Source organism: Kribbella sp. NPDC026596 (genome assembly GCF_040638415.1).
In the GTDB taxonomy this organism is placed as follows: Bacteria; Actinomycetota; Actinomycetes; order Propionibacteriales; family Kribbellaceae; genus Kribbella.
Map to the genome: position 1 here is coordinate 16,327 of NZ_JBEZYF010000002.1, position 18,118 is coordinate 34,444.

Annotated in this window: 19 protein-coding genes; 10 read left to right on the forward strand and 9 right to left on the reverse strand. The window is 68.7% G+C overall.

Features of this window, described 5'->3' with window-relative positions:
• The first annotated feature begins 64 nt into the window (after nt 1-64).
• The 4 genes from AB0E63_RS01655 to AB0E63_RS01670 all read left to right on the forward strand — a co-directional run bounded on the left by AB0E63_RS01655 (nt 65) and on the right by AB0E63_RS01670 (nt 3,819).
• Entirely contained in the window at nt 65-223 is a 159-nt protein-coding gene (locus AB0E63_RS01655) for a hypothetical protein (RefSeq protein WP_360359681.1), read from the forward strand.
• Between the two features lie 272 nt (nt 224-495).
• Nucleotides 496-624 (forward strand): hypothetical protein, encoded by a 129-nt coding sequence (locus tag AB0E63_RS01660; RefSeq protein ID WP_360359684.1) that lies wholly within the window; start codon nt 496-498, stop codon nt 622-624.
• Between the two features lie 13 nt (nt 625-637).
• Entirely contained in the window at nt 638-790 is a 153-nt protein-coding gene (locus tag AB0E63_RS01665; RefSeq protein WP_360359687.1) for a hypothetical protein, read from the forward strand.
• A 113-nt stretch (nt 791-903) separates the two neighbouring features.
• Entirely contained in the window at nt 904-3,819 is a 2,916-nt protein-coding gene (locus AB0E63_RS01670; protein ID WP_360359690.1) for an AAA family ATPase, read from the forward strand.
• Between the two features lie 101 nt (nt 3,820-3,920).
• Here the strand turns inward: AB0E63_RS01670 and AB0E63_RS01675 are convergent, their stop codons facing one another.
• Complete coding sequence (locus AB0E63_RS01675; RefSeq protein WP_360359692.1) at nt 3,921-4,139, reverse strand: hypothetical protein; 219 nt, start codon at nt 4,137-4,139, stop codon at nt 3,921-3,923.
• Nucleotides 4,140-4,469: 330 nt separating this feature from the next.
• Between AB0E63_RS01675 and AB0E63_RS01680 the strand changes: the two genes are divergently transcribed.
• The gene (locus AB0E63_RS01680) at nt 4,470-5,369 is read left to right on the forward strand and encodes an ornithine cyclodeaminase family protein (RefSeq protein ID WP_360359695.1); all 900 of its coding nucleotides are present in this window, start codon (nt 4,470-4,472) and stop codon (nt 5,367-5,369) included.
• 14 nt (nt 5,370-5,383) lie between these two features.
• Here AB0E63_RS01680 and AB0E63_RS01685 read toward each other — a convergent pair whose 3' ends face one another.
• Nucleotides 5,384-5,740 carry an NADH-quinone oxidoreductase subunit A gene (locus AB0E63_RS01685; RefSeq protein WP_360359698.1) on the reverse strand — a complete coding sequence of 119 codons (357 nt, stop codon included), beginning with the start codon at nt 5,738-5,740 and terminating at the stop codon, nt 5,384-5,386.
• Between the two features lie 10 nt (nt 5,741-5,750).
• A complete protein-coding gene (locus AB0E63_RS01690; RefSeq protein ID WP_360359701.1) occupies nt 5,751-6,575 on the reverse strand; it encodes a hypothetical protein in 825 nt (274 codons plus the stop codon).
• A 274-nt stretch (nt 6,576-6,849) separates the two neighbouring features.
• On the opposite strand from AB0E63_RS01690, the gene AB0E63_RS01695 reads away from it, so the two are divergent.
• Nucleotides 6,850-8,850, forward strand: coding sequence for a 2-oxoacid:acceptor oxidoreductase subunit alpha (locus AB0E63_RS01695; RefSeq protein ID WP_360359704.1), 2,001 nt, complete (start codon nt 6,850-6,852; stop codon nt 8,848-8,850).
• Nucleotides 8,847-9,926: a 2-oxoacid:ferredoxin oxidoreductase subunit beta gene (locus tag AB0E63_RS01700; protein ID WP_360359706.1), complete on the forward strand. Its 1,080-nt coding sequence runs from the start codon at nt 8,847-8,849 to the stop codon at nt 9,924-9,926. The genes AB0E63_RS01695 and AB0E63_RS01700 overlap by 4 nt, the downstream gene beginning before the upstream one ends.
• A 10-nt stretch (nt 9,927-9,936) precedes the next feature.
• Here AB0E63_RS01700 and AB0E63_RS01705 read toward each other — a convergent pair whose 3' ends face one another.
• The 5 genes from AB0E63_RS01705 to AB0E63_RS01725 form a co-directional block, all read right to left on the reverse strand.
• Nucleotides 9,937-10,698 carry an alpha/beta fold hydrolase gene (locus tag AB0E63_RS01705; protein WP_360359709.1) on the reverse strand — a complete coding sequence of 254 codons (762 nt, stop codon included), beginning with the start codon at nt 10,696-10,698 and terminating at the stop codon, nt 9,937-9,939.
• A gap of 7 nt (nt 10,699-10,705) precedes the next feature.
• The gene (locus tag AB0E63_RS01710) at nt 10,706-11,857 is read right to left on the reverse strand and encodes a serine hydrolase domain-containing protein (protein ID WP_360359712.1); all 1,152 of its coding nucleotides are present in this window, start codon (nt 11,855-11,857) and stop codon (nt 10,706-10,708) included.
• 77 nt (nt 11,858-11,934) lie between these two features.
• Nucleotides 11,935-12,579 carry an HAD family hydrolase gene (locus tag AB0E63_RS01715; protein ID WP_360359715.1) on the reverse strand — a complete coding sequence of 215 codons (645 nt, stop codon included), beginning with the start codon at nt 12,577-12,579 and terminating at the stop codon, nt 11,935-11,937.
• Nucleotides 12,576-13,727, reverse strand: coding sequence for an alpha-hydroxy-acid oxidizing protein (locus AB0E63_RS01720; protein ID WP_360359717.1), 1,152 nt, complete (start codon nt 13,725-13,727; stop codon nt 12,576-12,578). Before AB0E63_RS01720 ends, AB0E63_RS01715 begins: the two co-directional genes overlap by 4 nt.
• 372 nt (nt 13,728-14,099) lie before the next feature.
• Complete coding sequence (locus tag AB0E63_RS01725) at nt 14,100-14,429, reverse strand: hypothetical protein (RefSeq protein WP_360359720.1); 330 nt, start codon at nt 14,427-14,429, stop codon at nt 14,100-14,102.
• Here AB0E63_RS01725 and AB0E63_RS01730 point away from each other — a divergent pair.
• The 3 genes from AB0E63_RS01730 to AB0E63_RS01740 are packed head-to-tail and all read left to right on the forward strand — an operon-like array spanning nt 14,420 to nt 17,275.
• Nucleotides 14,420-14,806, forward strand: coding sequence for a hypothetical protein (locus AB0E63_RS01730; RefSeq protein WP_360359722.1), 387 nt, complete (start codon nt 14,420-14,422; stop codon nt 14,804-14,806). The two genes, AB0E63_RS01725 and AB0E63_RS01730, sit on opposite strands and share 10 nt — an antisense overlap.
• Entirely contained in the window at nt 14,784-15,992 is a 1,209-nt protein-coding gene (locus tag AB0E63_RS01735; protein ID WP_360359725.1) for an MFS transporter, read from the forward strand. Before AB0E63_RS01730 ends, AB0E63_RS01735 begins: the two co-directional genes overlap by 23 nt.
• Nucleotides 15,993-16,027: 35 nt before the next feature.
• Nucleotides 16,028-17,275, forward strand: coding sequence for a DUF445 domain-containing protein (locus tag AB0E63_RS01740; protein ID WP_360359728.1), 1,248 nt, complete (start codon nt 16,028-16,030; stop codon nt 17,273-17,275).
• Here AB0E63_RS01740 and AB0E63_RS01745 read toward each other — a convergent pair.
• Nucleotides 17,272-18,078 (reverse strand): D-Ala-D-Ala carboxypeptidase family metallohydrolase, encoded by an 807-nt coding sequence (locus AB0E63_RS01745; RefSeq protein WP_360359731.1) that lies wholly within the window; start codon nt 18,076-18,078, stop codon nt 17,272-17,274. The two genes, AB0E63_RS01740 and AB0E63_RS01745, sit on opposite strands and share 4 nt — an antisense overlap.
• Nucleotides 18,079-18,118 lie beyond the last annotated feature (40 nt).

Below are 18,118 nucleotides of genomic sequence, written 5' to 3' on the forward strand. Positions count from 1 at the left end.
GCCGATGTGGGGTGGGTCCTCAGGCGCGCACTGTCTTCTCATCGACAAGCTCGCGGAGGAGATCATGCTTTACCACTCACTCGACTCACTCCAGGCTGAGATTCGCTACCGGCAGGACCGTATCCGGCGCGACTTCCAGCGCCCGGCCTGGTTCCAGCGCAAGCCCAAGCAGCAGGCTCCCGAGCCCTGCGCGCCCGAGCTCCGAGCCCGTCCCGCGATGTGACGGCTCGAGCACCGCCCGAAACCCCTTCCCACCCGGCGCGGCCGGCTCTTCCCGAGCCGGTCGCGCCGCCGTCATTTCCGGCAGCAGCCTGCCGCGCGCGAACCGGCATCAGAACCGCTTTCCAGGGTCCCTAGGCGCGGCGTACGGCGTACCTAGGGCGCCTAAGGCCCCCTGGGAGGCGGACATAGGGAGGAGTTCCGATGTGCGTGCCTACCTCAGACGAGCAGATTACGGGTGTCGGCAGGAAGCCGGCAGCAAACAAGGAGAAGCAGATGTTCACCGTAGACACCGCCAAGGCAGAGGTCGACTACCGCAGGGAGCGCCTCGCCCGTGACTACCGGCACCACCGGACCACCCGGACCCGCCGGAACCTCACCCACCTGTTCGGCCGGAAAGCCTGAAGGGAGGCACACCATGTACATCACACCTCAGCTGATCCAGGCGGAGACCGCCTACAAGCAGGAGCGGACCAAGCGTGAGTTCCGGGCGGGGACCCGCCGGCAGCGCGCTGAGCGGCACCAGCCGCGGTACGCGCGCAAGACCGTCCACTACACCACGGCCGCATGAGCGCCCGAACCGCCGTCCCTGATCCCGCAGCTGCGATCAGGGACGGCGTTTTCATGTCAGAGAAGCCACACCGGACGGGATGCCGTCGATTTGTGTCGGCGCCAGGGGCGAAGATGGACGACGTGCCCTGGACTTCGACACCTCTCGTCGGCCGCTCGACCGAGATGGCCGCGCTGCTGAGCGCCGTGGACGACGCCAAAACGCGTCGTGCCGGTGCCGTTCTGCTGTCCGGTGACGCCGGCGTCGGCAAGACCCGACTGCTGGATGAGGTGGCGACCGGCGCGCACGAGCGCGGCTTCGGCGTCCTCGTCGGGCACTGCACCGACTTCGGCGACGCCGGCCTGCCGTATCTGGCGTTCACCGAGATCTTCGGCCGGTTGGCCGGTGACCGGCCCGACCTGGTCGAGAGCGTGCTGACCAACTTCCCGGCGATCGGGCGGCTGCTGCCCACCCACCGCCTGATCGGCGCTCAGCCTGCGCCGCAGGACGGCCAGCTGGACCGCGCCGCGCTGTTCGACGCCGTCCTCGGCGCGTTCACCGCGCTGTCGACGAGCGAGCCGTTGCTGGTGATCATCGAGGACGCGCACTGGGCCGACGACTCGACCCGGGACCTGATCGGTTTCCTGATCACCCGGCTGACCTCGCAGCGCCTGGCCCTGATCGTCTCCTATCGCAGTGACGACCTGCACCGACGGCATCCGTTGCGCCGCCCGATCGCCGAGTGGTCCCGCAACCCGCGGGTGCGTCGGGTCAACCTGCTCCCCCTGGACGCCGACGAGTCCCGCGTCCTGCTGAATTCGCTGATCACCGAGCCGCTCCCGGAGACCGAAGTACGGCGCATCCTCGACCGCGCCGGAGGGAACGCGTTCTTCACCGAGGAGCTGGTCGCCGCGGCGTCGATGGGCGACGGCGACGCCGTGCCGCCGGATCTGGCCGATCTGCTGCTGGTCAGGCTCGACCCGCTGTCCGACGGGGCCCGGCAACTCGCCAAGGTGATCGCGGTCGCGGGCCGGCGCGTCCCGCACGATCTGCTCACGGCCGTCGCCGACCTGCCCGACCGCGAGCTCGACGACGCTCTGCGTGAGCTGATCGACGCCCACATCATCGACGTACCGACCAGCGATCGGTACTACTTCCGCCACGCCCTGCTGGCCGAGGCTGTGTACGACGACCTCCTGCCCGGTGAGCGGGTCCGCCAGCACTCGGCGTACGTCCAGGCGCTGAAGGACCAGACCGTCGCGGGTACGGCGGCCGAGCTCGCCGGGCACGCCACCCGGTCGCACGACCTGGCGACCGCGTTCGAAGCGCGCGTGCGGGCCGGCCAGGAGGCGATCTCGGTCGCCGCTCCGCAGGAGGCTCTGAAGCACTACGAGATGGCCCTCGAGCTGTTCCCGAACGCCTCGCCGGACAACACCATCGACAAGACCTGGTTGATCGTCGACACCGCGTTGGCGGCCACGCTGTCCTCACAGCACCTGCGGGCGCTCAAGCTGCTCCGGAAGGCACTCGCGGACCTGCCTCCCGACGCGCCCAAGCTGCAGCGCGCCCAGTTGTTGTTGCCGCTGGCCGACATCGCGCTGATCATCGACCAGGATCAGGAGGCGAACGAAGCGGTCTCGCAGGCGCTCAAGCTGGTGCACGACGAGCCGTCCACCGTCTTCAAGGCCCAGGTCGCCTCGCTGTACGCGCGGGTGTCCGACGCGCTCGGCCGTCCGCTGGAGGCCGAACGCTGGGCGCACAAGGCGCTGGAGATCGCTCGCGAGGCCGGGCAGGAGTCCGCGGCCAGTGACGCCGGCATCACGCTCGCCCAGCTGCGCCGCCGGGCCGGTGATCCGGAGACCGCCGCGAAGCAGCTGGAGGAGGCCGCCGTCCGGGCGCAGCTCCTCGGAGACCCGGCCGCCGAGGTGCGGAGCCGGTTCCTGCTCGGGTCGACGCATTACGAGCAGGGCGATCTGCTCAACGCGAAGTCCGCGCTGGCGTTCGCGACGAAGCGCGCCGGTGAGCTCGGCCGGCAGTGGGCGGCGTACGGGTTCGACGCGCGGCGGATGCTGGCGCTGACACAGTTCATCCTCGGCGAGTGGAACGACGCGACCGAGACGGCTCGGACGGACTCGATGACTCCGGCCGCGGCCGGAGCGGCGCTAAGGGCGGTGGAGTTCGCGGTCCGGGGCGGGCGCGGTGACACCGCGGTCGCCGAGGAGCTCGAGCGGATGCGCAAGTGGTGGGACCTCGACGTGATGCTGCCGATCCTCGGTCTGCAGCCGGCGGTCGACGCCTACCGGCAGCTGGATCAGCCCGCCGAGGCGGAGAAGCTGATCGCTGATGTGTCCGCGCTGTGTGCCGACATCTTCCAGACCGAGTGGTTCCTGGCCCGGATCCGGTTCGCCACGCTCGGGTTGCAACTGTTGTGCCATCGAGCGGTCGGCGAGCCGGCGGCCGCCGAGGCCCTGGTCGCACGCGGCGCCGAGTTGCTCGCCAGGGGCCAGGCGACGGCGGAGAAGGGTCTGCCGCCTGGCCGGTTGATGGGCGTGGAGGGACTGGCCTGGCTGGCGCGGCTGGAGTCGGAGTGGGAGCGGCTTCGGTGGCTGGCCGGGATCGACCCGCCGACGCCTGAGGAACACGTGGCCGCGTGGGAGCGGACCGTGGACGCCTTCGGGTACGGATACATCTTCGAGCAGGCCTGGTCGCGAGTGCGGTTGTCGGCCGCGTTGCGCGCTGCCGGCCGGGTTGCCGAGGCCAACGAGCAGGCCACACTGGCCGCCGAGGTGGGTCGCGAGCTGGGCGCCAAGCCGTTGCTTGACGAGATCGGCGGCGTCGACACGGGTGGCGCGGGTGCGCTGACGTCGCGAGAGACCGAAGTACTGGCGCTGCTGGCCGAGGGGCGGACCAACCGGCAGCTGGCGCGCGAGCTGTACATCAGCGAGAAGACGGTCAGCGTGCACGTCTCTAACATCCTGGCCAAGCTGGGCGTTCGCTCCCGCACCGAAGCGGCCGCGGTAGCCCGCCGCGACGGCCTGCTGGATCAGTAGACCTACCCACGGCCGCTCACCTTCGGCGCTGTGCGGGCCACCGAACGTGAGCGGCACTGGGCGGAACCCGGGTGGGGACCGGGCGATCGCGGTTGTTGGTGCTAGCCGTGCTTGCGGTGCCGGTCGGGCTCGGGCGGCACGCGGCGCTCCCGGGCTCGAGCGAGCTCGTCACGGGGAAGGTCTGTGCGGCGGTGCTGCGACGGACGGTCGAGACGGACGATGTCGTCGAAGACCTCGCGGGCGTGCCGCATTCGCACCGCGGCCAGCAGCACCAGCCCGGTCGCCGCGAGTGCAATCAACACCCACAGTTGCCACGACATAGCCTCACCACCCCGTACTCACCCCGTATCCCCGCGTAATCACCATAACTCCGAACTGACCGCTTGGCGACCAGCTGTACGCATTCTGTTATCCCCGAGCGATTCAAACTCGCGTTTGTTGCCAACTGCAATCACATACGGTGATCAAGCAACGAAGTCGTGACTCCGAACGCACCTACTCTCAGTTATCGTGGGGCGGGGAATCACTTGCCTCGCCAAAGATACGTCGCGCGACGAGCACCTGGTTCAGATACGCCGCGCGACGAAGACTCGGTTCCCGCAACGCCGGCTTTTCATGCACTCCCCCGCAGCCGCCATATGCTCGGGCCGGTGAAGGTTCTCTCTGCCGAAGACGTCCGCCGTGCGGTTCCGATGAGTACGGCGATCGACGCCGTGCGGGACGCGTTCCGGGAGCTCGCCGCAGGGAACTTCGTGCTCCCGCCGCGGCAGATCTTCGGGGACGGGACGGTGCTGGTGATGTCGGCGTACCACTCGCCGACCGGGACCGCGGTGGTGAAGAAGATCGGCATCGCGCTCGACCAGGTGCCGGCCATCCGGGCGACCGTGATCTGGACCGGCGCCGGTGAGCAACTCGTCGCCGACGGCAGCTCGATCACCACCTTGCGGACCGGCGCGGTCGTCGGGGTCGCCACCGACCTGCTCGCATCGGCTGACGCGTCTCGCCTCACGCTGATCGGGACCGGCGCTCAGGCTCCCGACCAGGTCCGCGCGGTCCTCGCCGTACGACGGATCGCCGCGGTCACCGTCACCGGACGCTCGGCCGATCGCGCGGCGACCCTCAGCCGAGAGCTGGCCCACGAGTTCCCCGACGTGAAGTTCACCCCGAGTACGTCGATCGACGAGGCGATCGCCGACGCCGACGTCGTCTGCTGCGCCACCTCGTCGGCCACCCCACTCTTCACCGCCGACGCTCTCCCGGCCCGCGTTCACGTCAACGCCATCGGCGCCTTCCGCCCCACCATGCGCGAACTCCCCCGCGACCTCCTCACCACCGCGACCACAGTGCTCGTCGACCAGCGGGAAGCCGCACTCGAGGAATCCGGCGAGATCGTCGACGCAATCACCTCAGGCGAACTGGAGACCGCCGACCTGGTCGAACTCGGCCCCGCCCTGTCGGCGCCCCCACCCGCAACCGGCCGCACGGTCTTCAAGTCCGTCGGCATCGGCCCCCAAGACTGGGCCATCGCCGCAGCCCTCGCCCGCGCCTAGACGGCAGACGCGGCTCAGGTCCAGCGGAGGACGCCCTTGCGGTAGGCGTAGAGGAGGCCTACCGCGACGAAGGCCAGGAAGACGAACATCTCGATCAGCGTCGCGAAGCCCAGCTCGGCGAAGATGGTCGCCCACGGGAACAGGTAGATCGCGTCGACGGCGAAGATCACGTAGAGGTAGGCGAACAGGTAGTACCTGATGTGGACCTGCGCCCAGCCCTCGCCGACCGGGTCGACGCCCGACTCGTAGGTCTTGAGCTTGCCCTCGGTCGGATAGGTGACGGTGAGCGCCTTGTTCAGCGCGAGGGCACCGAGTAGCCCGACCAGGCCGAGCGCGACCACCGCGAGGACGACGCCATAGCTCTCCGACACGGACAGCAGCTTAGTTGGTACAGAGCAGGATGGAGTCGACCGCGACGTACGGGCCGTAGCCGGAGCGAACGTCGGCGACCTGCAAGCGCAGCCGGGTCACGCCGAGGATCTTGTAGTTGAGCCAGGTCTCGGTCTCCTGCTTCTGCAGCACCGAGGTCATCGCCTTGGTCCCGTTGTGCAGCGACACCCGGACGGTCCCGTCGGTCAGGTTGCCGAGCCAGTTCCGCACGTAACTGCAGCCGGTCGAGTCGACGTCACCCCAGACGTAGCCGCCCCGGTCGGCCAGTAGGTCGGCCTCGGCGCGCCGTGGCCCCTCCTTCGGCGGCACGACGTTGAACTGCGGCTGTCCCTGACCACCCGCGGCGAGCAGCCCCTTCTTGAAGATCCCGCGCCACACGTAGTGCTTGAAGCTGATCATCGGCGAGATGGCCGCCCCGTACGGCGCTTGCGCACCGATCGCGATGCGATACGTCCGGACCGACCCCGGCTGGACCGTGGTGATCGTCACGCTGCTGCCGGACGAGTACCCGTGCGCGACCTCCCGCCACCGCTTGGCGGACGGAATCCACTGGTGCAGCGGGATCCGGGTCCCGGTCTTCGGCGCCGGCGAGAGCGTGCCGATCACCGTGATCACGCCCTTGGTCGCGTCCGTCGTCCGGATGCTGTAGATCTTCGCGGTCCGCGGTGTCGCGGTCACGGACGCCGGCACCGCCGCGGCCGCCGTACTGCCGAGACTCAGCGCACTGTCCGCCGGGGCCGCAGGAGCGGCGCATCCGGCCGGCCCGAAGGCCAGCAGCGCGACAAGAACACGGATACGGCGAGGGCGACGGCCCATGGGAGAACTCCAACCAGGTGGATCACAACTTGATGCCGACACCCTGCCGTCTCGCACTGCTGATCGCAAGCGAGCGGCTGCGCAGTGTGACACTGGGAGATTTCGTCCTATCCCACGGATGCGGTCCTCTAACACTGCGTCCCAGGCTGTGGACCACCGGGGCTTCTGCATGGTTCTGTTCTAAGGGCGAACTAATATTGGGGTTATCGCCCTGTATGGGGGGATCGACGTGTCGCCCACAACGCGGCAGGCCGACCCAAGCTTCGACTTGGAGATGAAAAGAACAGTGACCATCGAGGTCAAGCAGCTCGACCGCGTGGTGATCCGGTTCGCCGGCGACTCCGGCGACGGGATGCAGCTCACGGGGGACAGGTTCACAGCGGAAACGGCATCGTTCGGCAATGATCTGTCGACGCTGCCCAACTTCCCCGCCGAGATCCGGGCACCAGCCGGGACTCTGCCGGGAGTGTCGTCGTTCCAGCTCCACTTCGCCGACCACGACATCCTGACGCCTGGTGATGCGCCCGATGTGCTGATCGCGATGAACCCCGCGGCTCTCAAGGCGAACCTGCGCGACGTTCCGCGCGGCGCGACCCTCATCGTCGATACCGCCGACTTCACCGCCCGCAACCTGAAGCGGATCGGCTACGACGAGAACCCACTGGAGACCGGCGAGCTCGACGCGTACCACCTGATCGCGTTGAACCTGACCGGCATGACGGTGGAGTCGGTCAAGGAGTTCGGCCTGACCCGCAAGGACGCGTCCCGGGCGAAGAACATGTACGCCCTCGGCCTGGTGTCCTGGCTGTTCCAGCGGCCGGTCGAGTCGACGATCACGTTCCTGCAGACCAAGTTCGCGTCGAAGCCGGCCATCCGGGACGCGAACATCGCGGCCTTCCGAGCCGGCTACAACTTCGGCGAGACCGCCGAGGAGTTCTCGGTCCGGTACGAGGTGAAGCCGGCCAAGATGGCCACCGGCACCTACCGGAACATCTCCGGCAACCTCGCGCTGGCGTACGGCCTGGTGGCGGGCGCCGAGCGGGCCGGCCTGCCGCTGGTGCTCGGCGCGTATCCGATCACCCCGGCATCCGACGTACTGCACGAGTTGTCCAAGCTCAAGCGGTTCAACGTCACCACGATCCAGGCCGAGGACGAGATCGCCGGTGTCGGCGCCGCCCTGGGAGCGTCGTTCGGTGGGGCGCTCGGAGTGACGACGTCGTCCGGCCCGGGCATCAGCCTGAAGTCGGAGACGATCGGTCTCGGCGTGATGCTCGAGCTGCCGCTGGTCGTCTGCGACATCCAGCGCGCCGGGCCCTCGACGGGGATGCCGACCAAGACCGAGCAGGCCGACCTGCTGCAGGTGATGTTCGGCCGCAACGGTGAAGCCCCGCTGCCGGTGCTCGCGGCGCAGTCCCCCGCGGACTGCTTCGCGATCGCGGTCGAGGCGGCCCGGATCGCGATCACCTATCGCACGCCGGTGATCGTGCTGTCCGACGGCTACCTGGCCAACGGCTCCGAGCCGTGGCAGATCCCGGTGATCGAGGACCTGGCGACGATCGACCCGGACTTCACCCTCGAGCCGAACGCGACCAACGACAAGGGCGAGCCGACGTACCTCCCCTACCTGCGCGACCCGGAGACCCTGGCCCGCGCCTGGGCCGTCCCCGGTACGGCGGGCCTGGACCACCGGATCGGTGGTCTGGAGAAGGAGGACAAGACCGGCAACATCTCCTACGACCCGGCCAACCACGACCTGATGATCCGCACCCGGCAGGCGAAGGTGGACGGCATCGCCCGGTCCATCCCGCCGATCGAGGTCGACGACCCGGACGGTACTGCGAAGGTGCTGGTGCTCGGGTGGGGTTCGACGTACGGGCCGATCGGTGCCGGCGTCCGCCGGGTCCGCAAGGTCGGCGGCAAGGTCGCGCAGGCCCATCTGCGGCACCTGAACCCGTTCCCGGACAACCTCGGCGACCTGCTGAACAGCTACGAGAAGGTCCTGGTCCCGGAGATGAACCTGGGCCAGCTGGCGATGCTGCTGCGGTCGAAGTACCTGGTCGACGTGGTGTCCTACGCCCAGGTCCGCGGCATGCCTCTGGGTGCGGCCGAGCTGGCCGAGGTGATCGGCAACCTGGTCGAGGAGACCGAGGGCATCGACGACGACGCCCGGCACATGGGCGAGGCCGCGGCCAGCCTGACGCACGGCGAAGCGCTGCACACCGAGCCGAACGGCCGCTCCAACGGCCAGTTGCACCACCCGGAGGGAGCACGATGAGCACGGTCGACCTCGGCCTGCCGAGTCTGCCCGGCGGCCTGCGCGGCGTACCGGCCGCGACCGAACCGCAGAACCGCAAGGAGTACGTGTCGGACCAGGAGGTCCGCTGGTGCCCCGGCTGCGGTGACTACGCCGTACTCGCGGCCTTCCAGGGCTTCCTGCCCGAGCTCGGGATCAAGCGCGAGAACGTCGCGATGGTGTCCGGGATCGGCTGCTCGTCCCGGTTCCCGTACTACCTGTCGACGTACGGCATGCACTCGATCCACGGCCGCGCGCCGGCGATCGCGACCGGCCTCGCGGTGTCCCGGCCCGACCTCAGCGTGTGGGTCGTGACCGGTGACGGCGACGCGCTGTCGATCGGTGGCAACCACCTGATCCACACTCTGCGCCGCAACGTGAACATGAAGATCCTGCTGTTCAACAACCGGATCTACGGGCTGACCAAGGGCCAGTACTCGCCGACCTCCGAGCCGGGCAAGGTGACGAAGTCGACGCCGATGGGCTCGGTGGACAACCCGTTCAACCCGGTCTCGCTGGCGCTCGGCGCGGAGGCGACGTTCGTGGCCCGCACGGTCGACTCCGACCGCAAGCATCTGACCTCGGTGCTGCGCGCGGCCGCGGAACACCGCGGTACGGCGTTCGTGGAGATCTACCAGAACTGCCCGATCTTCAACGACAACGCGTTCGAGGCGTTCAAGGACCCGGAGACACGGGACGACGCGATCATCCCGCTGGTGCACGGCGAGCCGATCCGGTTCGGCACCGACGGCCGGCTGGGTGTCGTCCGTGATGGCTTCGCTTCGCTGGCCGTGCGCGAGGTCGCCGACCTGCCTGGCGGCGAGGCGGATCTCGTTGTCCACGACGCGCACACCGAGGACCCGGCGTACGCGTTCGCCCTGTCCCGGCTGACGGACGCCGGCGTTCTGCACCGCGCTCCGATCGGCGTGTTCCGCTCGGTCGACCGCCCGGCGTACGACGACATGGTCCGGCAGCAGATCAGCACCGCTCAGGAAGCCCAGGGAACCGGGGACCTTCAGGCCCTCGTCACCGGGGCGGACACCTGGACCGTCAACTGATGCTGAGTTTTTAGCTCAGGAAGGACCCGACGGCTTTCTGAAAGCCGTCGGGATCCTCCACCCACGGGTAGTGCGCGACGCCGTCGAGCACTACCCGTTCTGCGTCCGGGAGCGCTTCGAGGAGGCTGTCGGTCACGTACGGCGGCCTGAGGTCGTCGGAGCCGTGGATCAGCAGCGTCGGTACGGCGATCCGTCGGCAAGCACCCGCCCGGTCGGGCACGGTGAGGAGCTCGGCGCGGAGGGCGTCGGCGCATTCCTGGTTGGGCTCGAAGCGCGGGGTGTTGAGCCGGCGGGCCACGTCGAGTGCGGTCGTTCGGTCGGCGAAACCCGTGGAGAAGCGGGCGATCCAGGGGTCGTCGGACGGTGTGTCCGCGAGGATCTCCGCGACGCGTTGGCGGTAGGTGGGTGGCGGGCCGTCGAGGCCGGTGCTCGAGACCAGGATCAGGTGGCTGAGGTGGTCGAGGTGCGCGTCGGCGTACTGCAGGGCGAGTGCGGCGCCCCAGGAGTGGCCGATGAGGGTGACCTGGTCATGGCCGGTGGTCTTGCGGATTGTTTCGAGGTCGGCGACAAAGCGGTCGAGGACGTAGGGGCCGCGGCGGTCCGAGCGGCCGCAGCCTCGTTGGTCCCAGCGGTGGATGGCGACGTCGGGCAGGGTGAGGTCCTGGAAGACGTCCCACCAACCGGGGCCGCCGTGCACGAGTACGACGGGAGGGCCGTCACCGGTGACCTGAGTCCAGAGGTGGCAGCCGTCGTCGGTCGTCGAGTAGGGCACGGCGGTGTCAGTCGTCGAGCGACGCATACACAGCGGCGCGCAGTTCGCGGCGGACCGGGTAGCTGGCCGAGGGGCGCAGCTGGGTGAGGAAGACTACGACCAGCTCGTCGGCCGGGGAGACGAAGAACGCGGTCGAGGCTGCGCCGCCCCAGAAGTACTCGCCCGGCGTGCCGATGGTCTGGGCGACCACCGGATCGAGCAGCACCCCGAAGCCCAGGCCGAAGCCTTGTCCCGCCCGCTTGGTCTCACCGCCGAAGTCGGCGTACGCCGCGAGATCCTGACCGCCCGGGAGATGGTTGGCGGTCATGAACCGCAGCGTCCGCGGTCCGATGATCCGCACGCCGTCGAGCGAACCGCCACCGGCCAGCATCCGCGTGAACCGCAGGTAGTCCCCCGCCGTCGACACCAGCCCGGCGACCCCGGACAGGAACGACCGCGGCCGGGTGTAGGCACTCGTCAGCGGATCATCGATGAGCCTGAAGCCACCGTCGTCGTACGCATAGTTCGCGGCGAGCCGGGAAATGCTTGCCTCAGGCACCGAAAACCCGGAGTCGACCATCCCGAGCGGCTCGAAGATCCTGGTCCGCAGATAGCGGTCCAGCGGCAGTCCACTGATCACCTCGCACAGCAACCCGACCAGGTCGGTGGAGATCCCGTAGATCCAGCGCGACCCCGGATCCGCCTGCAGCGGCAGCCCGGCCAGCCGCGCCGGCAGCTCCGACACTGATGCGTCCGAATCCATGCCGGTCAGCCCAGCCTCTTGGTACAGCAGGCTGACTGGATGTCTGCCGTTCGACGCCGCGAGGCCGGACGTGTGCATCAGCAGGTCTCGCACCGTCATCTCGCGACTCGATTCCCGCAGGCCGCCGTCGTCGTACACCTTCGGCCGGCCGAGTGCGGGCAGGTAGTTCACCACCGGGTCGTCCAGCTGGAACAGGCCGTCTTCGTAGAGCTGCATCAGCCCGAGACTCACGATCGGCTTGGTCATCGAGTAGATGCGGAAGATCGTGTCCGGGCGCATCGCGCGATCCCGCTCGGCGTCGGCCCGCCCGTACGCGTCGAACAGCAGCACCTCGTCCCGATGGGCGACGACGGTCACCGTGCCCGGATACCGTCCCGCGTCGACGTACCGCCGTACCACCGCCGCGACCCGCTCCATCAGCCCTCCTCTGTAACAAACATTTCAGAGAAGACGATAGCTGGAATAGACGCTACACGGCAATGGCTCGCGAATCCTCAGAGGAGCTCAGTGAGCGTGATCCCGGCGGCGCGGTCCAGGTGCCGTGCGGTCAGACCCGCGGCCTGTGCGGCCACGACGTCCAGTTCGAGGTTGTCGCCGATCATCAACGTGTCCGCCGGATCCACGCCCAGCGCCGCGCACGTGCGCAGGTATGACTCCGGCGCCGGCTTGCTGACGCCGAGGGACTCCGACGTACAGACGACGTCGACGAGGTCGGCCAGCCCGATCGCGGCCAGTTTCGCGTTCTGCTGCGTCGTACTCCCGTTGGTCAGTACGCCGATCCGCCAACCGTTGCTGCGGGCAACTTCCAGCGCGGCCCGGGCGTCCGGGAACGCGGTCCAGCTGCCCTGATAGTGGCGCAGGTAGCCGGTGAACAGCTGGTCCAGCTCCGCGTCGGTCGGCGGTACCGGACGATCGATCAGCGGCAGGAAGTCGCGAAGCCGGCCGCGGCGCTGACCTTGGTGGGTGAGCGCACCGGCCAGCCACTGTGGGTAGATGCGGTCCTCGATCACGAACCACTGCGCGACCAGCTCGTCCGACGGCGTGCCACCGAGCTCCGGGATCCACGCGCGGATCGCGTACGTCGCCGACCCGATATGGTCGAACAGCGTGTCGTCCAGGTCGAAGATGACCGCCTTCACGCCCGAACCACCGAATCCCGGTTCAGCTCGCGATGGTTCGCGTACCCGGCCAGCGCCAGCGTGAGGTCGAGCTCAGCCAGGAAGCACCGCAGAACATGCTCGACCCCCGCCTGCCCAGCCAGCGCGAGACCGTAGAGCAGCGGACGACCGAGCAGCACCGCCTTCGCACCAAGCGCGAGCGCCTTCGCCGCATCGGCACCAGTCCGTACGCCGGAGTCGAACAGAACCGTCAGTTGCTCCCCCACCGCATCCGCGATCGCCGGCAAGGCATCCAGTGAGGCGATCGCGCCATCCACCTGGCGGCCACCGTGGTTCGAGACCACGATGCCATCCACACCGTGCTCGGCCGCGAGCTTGGCGTCCTCGACGGCGGTGATCCCCTTCAGCACGATCGGGCGGTCCCAGTTGTCGCGCAGGAACGACAGGTCGTCCCAGGCCAGACCGACGTTCGGGAACATCTGCGCCCACTGCATCACCGCCGCACCCGGATCCTCGGCGACCGGCTTGGCCAGCTTCGCCTGGAATGCCGGGTCACTGAAGTAGTTCGCCAGCCCTTCACCCTTCAGGAACGGCAGGAATCCGCGGTCCAGATCGGCCGGCCGCCAGCCGATCGTTCCGGTGTCGAGGGTGACGACGAGTACGCCGTACCCGCTGGCCTTCGCGCGTTGCAGGAAGCTGAGGCAGACGTCGCGGTCGGTCGGGTAGTAGAGCTGGAACCACTTGTTGCTCGCCTCGATCTGCTCGATCGCGTGGCTGGCCTGGGTGGAGTGCGTGTAGGTCAGGCCGAGGGTGTCGGCGGCGCGGGCAGTCGCAAGCTCGCCGTCGGCGTGGGCCAAGGTCTGGACACCGATCGGTGCGACCAGCACCGGCGCGGGCATCGCCGTACCGAGGATGGTGCAGGAGAGGTCGCGTTCGGTGCTGCCGCGGAGCATCCGGGGCACCAGCCGCCAGCGATCGAACGCCACCTGGTTGGCTCGCGCCGTCGCTCCGCTGCCCGCGCTCGGCACGATGTACCCCATCGCCTCCACCGGCAGCTTCCCGGCCGCCTGCGACTCCAGCCGGGCCAGGTCGGTCGTGATCTCCGGCCGCGTCCCCTGCAACATCCCCTGCAGGTAGATCTGCAGCTGAAAGTCCCCAAAGTTGGCCATGCCGGATGCTCCCACAACGGCATGACATCCGTCAGCCGTGGATCGGGATGGATCGCATCGGTACGGACACTCGCCGGCCGCGAGAGTTGTCAGCGTGACCGATGAGAGAGGTGTGGGAGTGATGAAGCGGACCCTGCCGGCGCTTGGACTGTTCTTCCTGTCGCCGTTGGTAGCTGAGTTCCTGCTGGGGAACATCCCGATCAGCAAGCTGTTCGCGCTGCTGTTCCTGGCACCGCTGTACGGCGGCGGCGCGGTGGTGATCCGTGAGGTCGTCCGGCGACGCGGCTGGGGTTATCCCAGTGTCATGGTGCTCGCCCTGGCGTACGCCGTACTCGAGGAAGGCATCACCACGCAGTCGTTGTTCAACCCGAACTACGCCGACCTGCGACTCCTGGACCCCGGCCACATCGGGTTCCTCGGCATGGGTGCGCCGTGGACCCTGTTCGTACTCGCGCTGCACACGGTGTGGAGCATCACCGTGCCGATCGTGATCGTGGAGTCGATGTCGCGCCGATCGCGGGAGCCCTGGCTGGGGAAGATCGGCTTCAGCGCGTACATCGCCGTCTTCCTGGCCGGGATCGTCGCGACCACCGCCTTCGGGATGAGCAGTGACTCGTTCGTCGCGTCACCGGCCCAGTTCGCCGGCGTCGGCGTCGCGATCGTCGTACTCGTTGCCCTCGGCGCCTGGATCGGTGGCCGCACACCTCGTCACACTGCCGGTACGGCGCCGAAAGGCGTGGCTGGTCGGGATCACCGGGCTGGTGCTGACCTCGGCGTTCATGCTGGTGGACGATCTGGTCTCGAACGGGTGGCTCGAGGCCGGCCTGATTGCGGCGATCCAGGTCCTCGGGGCGATCGTGATCGTGCGCTGGTCCCGGCGTACCGGCTGGACTCAGCTGCACTCGCTCGCCCTCGCGGGTGGTGCGCTGCTCACCTACGCGTGGCACGCGTTCCCCGAGGCGCCGGTGATGGATGCCTCGCACACGGTCGACCTGATCGGGAACGCGGTCTTCGGCCTGTTGGCGGTGATCCTGCTGGTGAATGCGACAATCATGCGTGAAAAGTTCGGTAACTCCTGACACTCGCATCACCACGCGGCACGTCGGGCTGGCGTTGTTCGCGCTGGCGACCGGTGGTTTCGCGATAGGGACCACCGAGTTCGTCACGATGGGGCTGCTGCCGCAGATCGCCGACGGGGTGAACATCTCGATCCCGACGGCCGGCCACGTCATCTCGGCGTACGCGCTGGGTGTGGTGGTCGGCGCGCCCGTGATCGCAGCACTGGCCGCGCGGACCGGGCGGAAGCGGTTGCTGCTCGGGCTGATGGCCGTCTTCGTGCTCGGCAACGTACTCTCGGCCGTTGCCTCCAGCTACGAGTTCCTGCTGGCCGCCCGGTTCCTGACCGGCCTGCCGCACGGCGCGTTCTTCGGGATCGGCGCGGTCGTCGGCGCCTCGCTGGTGCCTGCCAACCGGCGGGCCTGGGCGGTCTCGATGTCGATGCTCGGACTCCCGGTCGCCAACATCATCGGCGTACCGGTCACCACGCTGATGGGCCAGCGGCTCGGCTGGCAGGCACCGTTTCTCGCGGTCGGCGTACTCGGACTGCTCACCCTGGTGGCGGTCTGGTTCTGGGTCGCACCGCAGCCGGTCGGCAGCGACGTCAACATCCGCAGCGAACTGAGTGCGCTGTCCCGGCCGCAGGTGTGGATGGCTCTGCTGGTCGGGATGGTCGGCTTCGGCGGCATGTTCGCCACCTACTCCTACATCACCCCGACGATGACGGAACTGGCCGGTTTCTCCGAGGCCGCGGTCACCATCGTGCTGGCCGTGTACGGCGTGGGCATGACGTGCGGGACCGTGGTCGGCGGCCGGCTCGCCGACCGCAACCTGATGGCGAGCGTGTACGGCGGACTGGTCGCGGTCGGCGTGGTCCTCGGTACGTTCGGGTGGCTGGCGCAGTCCAAGCCGGGTGCGTTGATCGGGGTGTTCGCGATGGGCTTCTCCGCCAGCATCCTGGTCCCGGCGCTGCAGACCCGCTTGATGGACGTCGCCCACGAGGGCCAGTCGCTGGCGGCGTCGCTCAACCACTCCACCCTGAACATCGCCAACGCACTCGGGGCCTGGCTCGGCGGCGTCGTACTGGCCGCCGGCTTCGGCTACGAATGGCCCAGCCGACTCGGCGCCGCGCTCGCCGCTGCCGGCCTGGTCCTCGCGCTGATCTCGGGCCTGATGGATCGCCGGGGTTCGAATCAGGTGCTTGCCTGAGGGTTTGATCACCAGCGACTTGGTTAGATCAAGGTATGGCGACCATGACTTTGGGCGCCGCTGACCTGGTTCGGCGGCGTGGGCTGCGGCAGATGCGGTTGGTGGCGTTGTCGCTGCTGATACTCGCCGCGGTGATCTACGTGGCCACCTTGCACCTCAGCGGCGGCTGGGCGTACCTGAACGCGGCGTCCGAGGCGGCGATGGTCGGTGCGCTGGCGGACTGGTTCGCGGTCACCGCGCTGTTCCGGCGACCGCTCGGGCTGCCGATCCCGCACACCGCGATCGTGCCGACCCGCAAGGACAGCCTGGCCGAGAGCCTGGAGCAGTTCGTCACCGAGAACTTCCTCTCCGAACAGGTAGTCGCCGAGAAGATGCGTACCGCCGAGGTGAGCCGCCGGGCCGGTGAGTGGCTGGCCGACGGTACTCATGCCGAGCGGATCGTGGCCGAGGGCGCCCGGACCATCGGCGCGGCGTTGCCGAGACTCGGCGACGACGACGTGACCACGTTCGTCCGCGGCTCGTTGCTGCCCCGGTTCGTACAGGAGCCGCTGAGCCCGATCGCCGGGCATTTCCTGCAGGGCGTGGTCGAAGACGGCGCCCACCACGCCCTGTTCGACCTGCTCATGGTCGAGGCGTACGACTGGCTGCGGGACAACCGCGACCTGCTCGCCGACGTGGTCGGCCCGCGGGCGCCGCGCTGGTCACCGCAGTGGGTGGACCGGTTGGTGATCGACCGGATCCACCGCGAGGCGCTCGCCTGGCTGGCCGACGTACGGGACAACCAGTCGCACCCGGCCCGCAAGGCCATCGACCGGCTGCTCAGCCAACTCGCCGACGACCTGCAGCACGACCCCGAGATGATGGCCCGGTTCGAGGCGTTCAAGGCCCGGATGCTCACCCATCCGGACATGGGCTCCAGCCTGACTGCCGTCTGGGACGCCGTACGCACGGCGCTGATCGAGGCGATCGCGGACCCGTCGAGCACGCTGCAGGTCCGCGCCACGGCGGCCCTGCAGGATCTGGGCAAACGGCTCCAGAACGACGATGGCCTGCGGTCGAAGGTCGACGCCCGCGCCGCCGAGGCCGTCGGGTACGTCGTCCGCACCTACGGCAACGAGATCGTCTCGGTCATCTCCGACACGATCGAGCGCTGGGACGGCCGCGAAGCCTCCGCGCGGATCGAACTGCACGTCGGCCGCGACCTGCAGTTCATCCGCATCAACGGCACCGTCGTCGGCGCCCTCGTCGGCCTGGTCATCCACACCGTCAGCCAACTGCTCTAGATTCCGCAGTTCGGGGCGCTCCAGGAGTTCGAGGTCCTGATGTCCACGTGGGTGTGGTCGTCGTGGCCGGGGTAGCCGGGGCCGAAGATTCCGCCGAAGCCGTGGTTGCGGGCCTGCTTGGCGAGCGTGCAGAACGAGTGGACGCCGGTGAGGTCTGCGGAGCGCCCGTACAGGTGCTGGCTGTTGCTGGCGCCGCCGACCGAGTTGTTGCACGGGATGCTGCGGAAGCCGCTGGAGATGTTCAGCGCCTGGTCACCTAGTGCGTGCCGCATCGCTTCCAGCTGCCACATGGTCTGCAACGCGTTCGCCTTCGTCGCCGCCGCGGACAGCGGCCCGCCGTCCCACCCGGATCCACCGCAGCCGTCGTCCAGCTCGGCGTAGGTGAAGTGGATCGGCGTGCAGTCGTCGTCCTGCAGCGCGTAGATCTTGGTGAACGTGGCTGGTCCGGCGACGCCGTCCGCCCCCAGCCCGTACGCCGACTGGAACCGCTGCACCGCCGCCTTCGTGGCCGGCCCGAAATCACCGTCGGTGGCCAGGTGAGCGCCGTACCCGGGATACCCGGCGACCCGGATCTGCAACTGCCGCACATCCTCGCCGGTCATCCCCTGACTGAGCGTGCGCCCCCAGGTATAACACCCGTCCGCGTGCGCCTCGATCGTCGTGACGACCTGGCTGGTGGTGAGTGTCGCGGCGAACAGCAGCAGTACGGCGAGCAACCTGGGCAGCGGCTTGAGCATGGGCTTGAGCAGTGGCTTGAGCAGTGGCTTGAGCAGTGGCTTGAGCATGGGCTTGGCGATGGACATCGAGACCTCCGGGGCGGTGAAGGAACCTGTCACCGGCCAG

What these genes read in the sequence shown, in the direction of transcription:
- AB0E63_RS01655 (WP_360359681.1), top strand. Translation starts at nt 65, where the DNA reads ATGCTTTACCACTCACTCGACTCACTCCAGGCTGAGATTCGCTACCGG.
- AB0E63_RS01660 (WP_360359684.1), top strand. Translation starts at nt 496, where the DNA reads ATGTTCACCGTAGACACCGCCAAGGCAGAGGTCGACTACCGCAGGGAG.
- AB0E63_RS01665 (WP_360359687.1), top strand. Translation starts at nt 638, where the DNA reads ATGTACATCACACCTCAGCTGATCCAGGCGGAGACCGCCTACAAGCAG.
- AB0E63_RS01670 (WP_360359690.1), top strand. Translation starts at nt 904, where the DNA reads ATGGACGACGTGCCCTGGACTTCGACACCTCTCGTCGGCCGCTCGACC.
- AB0E63_RS01675 (WP_360359692.1), bottom strand. Translation starts at nt 4,139, where the DNA reads ATGTCGTGGCAACTGTGGGTGTTGATTGCACTCGCGGCGACCGGGCTG.
- AB0E63_RS01690 (WP_360359701.1), bottom strand. Translation starts at nt 6,575, where the DNA reads ATGGGCCGTCGCCCTCGCCGTATCCGTGTTCTTGTCGCGCTGCTGGCC.
- AB0E63_RS01695 (WP_360359704.1), top strand. Translation starts at nt 6,850, where the DNA reads ATGAAAAGAACAGTGACCATCGAGGTCAAGCAGCTCGACCGCGTGGTG.
- AB0E63_RS01700 (WP_360359706.1), top strand. Translation starts at nt 8,847, where the DNA reads ATGAGCACGGTCGACCTCGGCCTGCCGAGTCTGCCCGGCGGCCTGCGC.
- AB0E63_RS01710 (WP_360359712.1), bottom strand. Translation starts at nt 11,857, where the DNA reads ATGGAGCGGGTCGCGGCGGTGGTACGGCGGTACGTCGACGCGGGACGG.
- AB0E63_RS01720 (WP_360359717.1), bottom strand. Translation starts at nt 13,727, where the DNA reads ATGGCCAACTTTGGGGACTTTCAGCTGCAGATCTACCTGCAGGGGATG.
- AB0E63_RS01740 (WP_360359728.1), top strand. Translation starts at nt 16,028, where the DNA reads ATGGCGACCATGACTTTGGGCGCCGCTGACCTGGTTCGGCGGCGTGGG.
- AB0E63_RS01745 (WP_360359731.1), bottom strand. Translation starts at nt 18,078, where the DNA reads ATGTCCATCGCCAAGCCCATGCTCAAGCCACTGCTCAAGCCACTGCTC.